The 2,340-nt window shown below is 68.0% G+C and carries 3 protein-coding genes; 2 read left to right on the top strand and 1 reads right to left on the bottom strand.

The features are described 5' to 3' along the window. A partial coding sequence (locus EB084_23900) for a hypothetical protein (GenBank protein ID NDD31306.1) occupies positions 1-598 on the top strand: 598 nt, incomplete at its 5' end. Then, entirely contained in the window at positions 580-1,350 is a 771-nt protein-coding gene (locus EB084_23895) for a hypothetical protein (protein ID NDD31305.1), read from the top strand. The genes EB084_23900 and EB084_23895, both read left to right, overlap by 19 nt. Before the next feature lie 54 nt (positions 1,351-1,404). On the opposite strand, the gene EB084_23890 is transcribed toward EB084_23895, so the two are convergent. Next, positions 1,405-2,340: enoyl-CoA hydratase/isomerase family protein (locus EB084_23890; GenBank protein NDD31304.1), on the bottom strand; the 936-nt coding region annotated here is incomplete at its 5' end.

The raw sequence follows: 2,340 nt of genomic DNA, 5'->3' as shown, positions 1-2,340 counted from the left end.
TGCCGGGCCTGCGCAGCCCTCCCCCGTCGACAGCTTCGACGCCCGCAAGCCGGAGACGTGGTCACCGCTTCAGCGGCACGCCGAGTTCTTCGACCGCAATCAAGACGGGCGCATCACCGTGGGCGAGACCTATGACGGGCTTCGCGCCCTCGGGGTGGGACCGCTGCGCGCGGCGGCGTTCTCCACCCTCATCAACGCCGGGCTCGGCGTGTCGACAGGCGCGCCCTGGTACAACCCGCTCGAGATCCAGGTGAATCGCATCAGCGCCGGCAAGCACGGCAGCGACACCGGCGTGTACGACGCCGATGGTCGACTCGACCCGGCCAAGTTCGACGCCATCTTCCAGAAGCACGACACCGACAAGGACAGCTGCCTCAACCAGGCCGAGGTCTCCGCGATGATCGCCGCCAATCGCACTGACAGGGCGGGCAACGTGGCGGCCAAGGGCGAGTTCGGGCTGCTCATGACCCTCGCGGGATCCGATCGGGAGCACGACGGCAAGACCGAGCGGGTCATCACCCGAGAGACCATGGAACGTCTCTACGACGGCAGCCTCTTCTACCGTCTCGCGGGTGAACCGTGCCCCTTCCAGCCGTAGGCACCTACACCCCTCCCGCCGATCTGCGGTCGCGGGTGGGCACCGCCGACTACTATGTGGCGCGACACGCAGACTTCGTGCAGCGCCACCCAGACCTTCCCCCGCCGGACTACTACCTCGAGTACGGCGACAAGTACATGCATCGCTTCGTCGACGAGACCCGTCCGCACATGAGCGATGCGGGGAAGGCCTGGGTGCTGCGCACCCGCGACCTGCTGCAGGACGCCCTCGAGACCGAGCGTGCCCGCGACCCCGTGGGGTTCGACCGCATGGAGTGCAGCCTGAGCGCGCTGCGCCGCTTCTGCTTCTCGACCCACCCCAAGGCCTACATGGATGCGGGCCTGGCAAAGCTCGACCCCATCGAGTGGAGCGCCATCGTTCTCACCCCAGACGCGGCGTCGATCATCACGCCAGACGGTCTCGCCCAGATCGTCGACACCGCCGGACGTCTCGCGAAAGAGCGCGCCCAGGCAGACACGGCCGCGCTTCTCGCCGCCTGTCCCCCGCTGGCCCCCCTGGGCCGCGCCCTCGCCGAGACGGCAAGACGTCTGGAACCGCTTGTCGAGCAGGCAAGGCGCGACACAGAGAAGGTGGGCGAAGCGCTCGACCCCGTGCGCGACGCAGTGGGTCCGCTGGTGAGCCGCGCCGTCGAGACCACGGGGCTCTTGATCGCGCCCTTGGTGGAGCCCGTGCGCCAGTCGCTGCTCATTGCGGTGGAGGGGCTCAGCGACCGGGTGCACGGCAACCGCTGAGAGGCGGCGCGTCACAACCGAAGCCGCCTGCCCCATCGCCGCATTCGCGCGCGGTCAGGCGCTGCGGCCCTCCTGGGTCCATCGCGGGGCGCGATCCTTGTCGACGAGCTGCGCCCGCACGCCTTCCACGAGATCCGGATGCCGAACGCGGTGCCACGCCGCCTCGAGCTCTCGATCGAGACATTCCGAAAGCGTCGAGGACACACCAGCGCGGATGAGCTGGAGCGTGACCTCGAGACTCGATGGCGACGAGGCCTCGAGCTGGGCCAGGGTCTCGCGCCCCCAGTCGGTGCCGCTTCGGGCCAGACGCGTCATCATCTCGGTCACCGTCACGCCACTGAACACCGCGTCGATCTGGGGCAGCAGGGCGGCGATGCGAAACGAGTGCGGCTCTTCGCGATACTGGGAGAGAACGTTCTCTGTGTCGCACGATGAATCGACCAGGGCCTGGCGCAGCGACGCAAGCCGCGCGCTCGAAACGAAGTGTGTGGCCAGGCCGATGACGGCTGCGTCGGCCCCGCCGATGAACGCGCCAGAGAGCCCGAGCCACTCTCCCACGTGCGACGAAAGGCGCGAGAGGAAGTGGCTGCTCCCCACATCGGGGAAGAAGCCGATGATGGTCTCGGGCATGGCAAGCGTGGCCCGTTCGGTCACCACGCGATACCGACCGTTCACCGAGATGCCCAGCCCCCCGCCCAGGGCGTAGCCATCGATGAGGGCGACACAGGGCTTCGCTGACTCGGCGATGCGGCGGTCGAGCACATATTCTTCGGCCAGAAATCGATGCGCCTCGTCGTAGCGCCCCTCAGCGGCCAGCGCCGCCACCGCGCGGATATCGCCGCCAGCGCAGAACGCCTTGGGACTCGCGCTGTCGATGATGATGCGCGTCACCTGCGCATCTTGTTCGAAGGCATCGAGGGCCTGACACATGCCGCGAATCATCTCGATGTTCAGTGCATTGAGGGCACGCGGGCGATCGAGGGTGATGCA

The organism is Pseudomonadota bacterium, assembly GCA_010028905.1.
In the GTDB taxonomy this organism is placed as follows: Bacteria; Vulcanimicrobiota; Xenobia; order RGZZ01; family RGZZ01; genus RGZZ01.
Note: the sequence above shows the minus strand (reverse complement) of the source record. Positions and strands in the feature narration are given on the sequence as shown.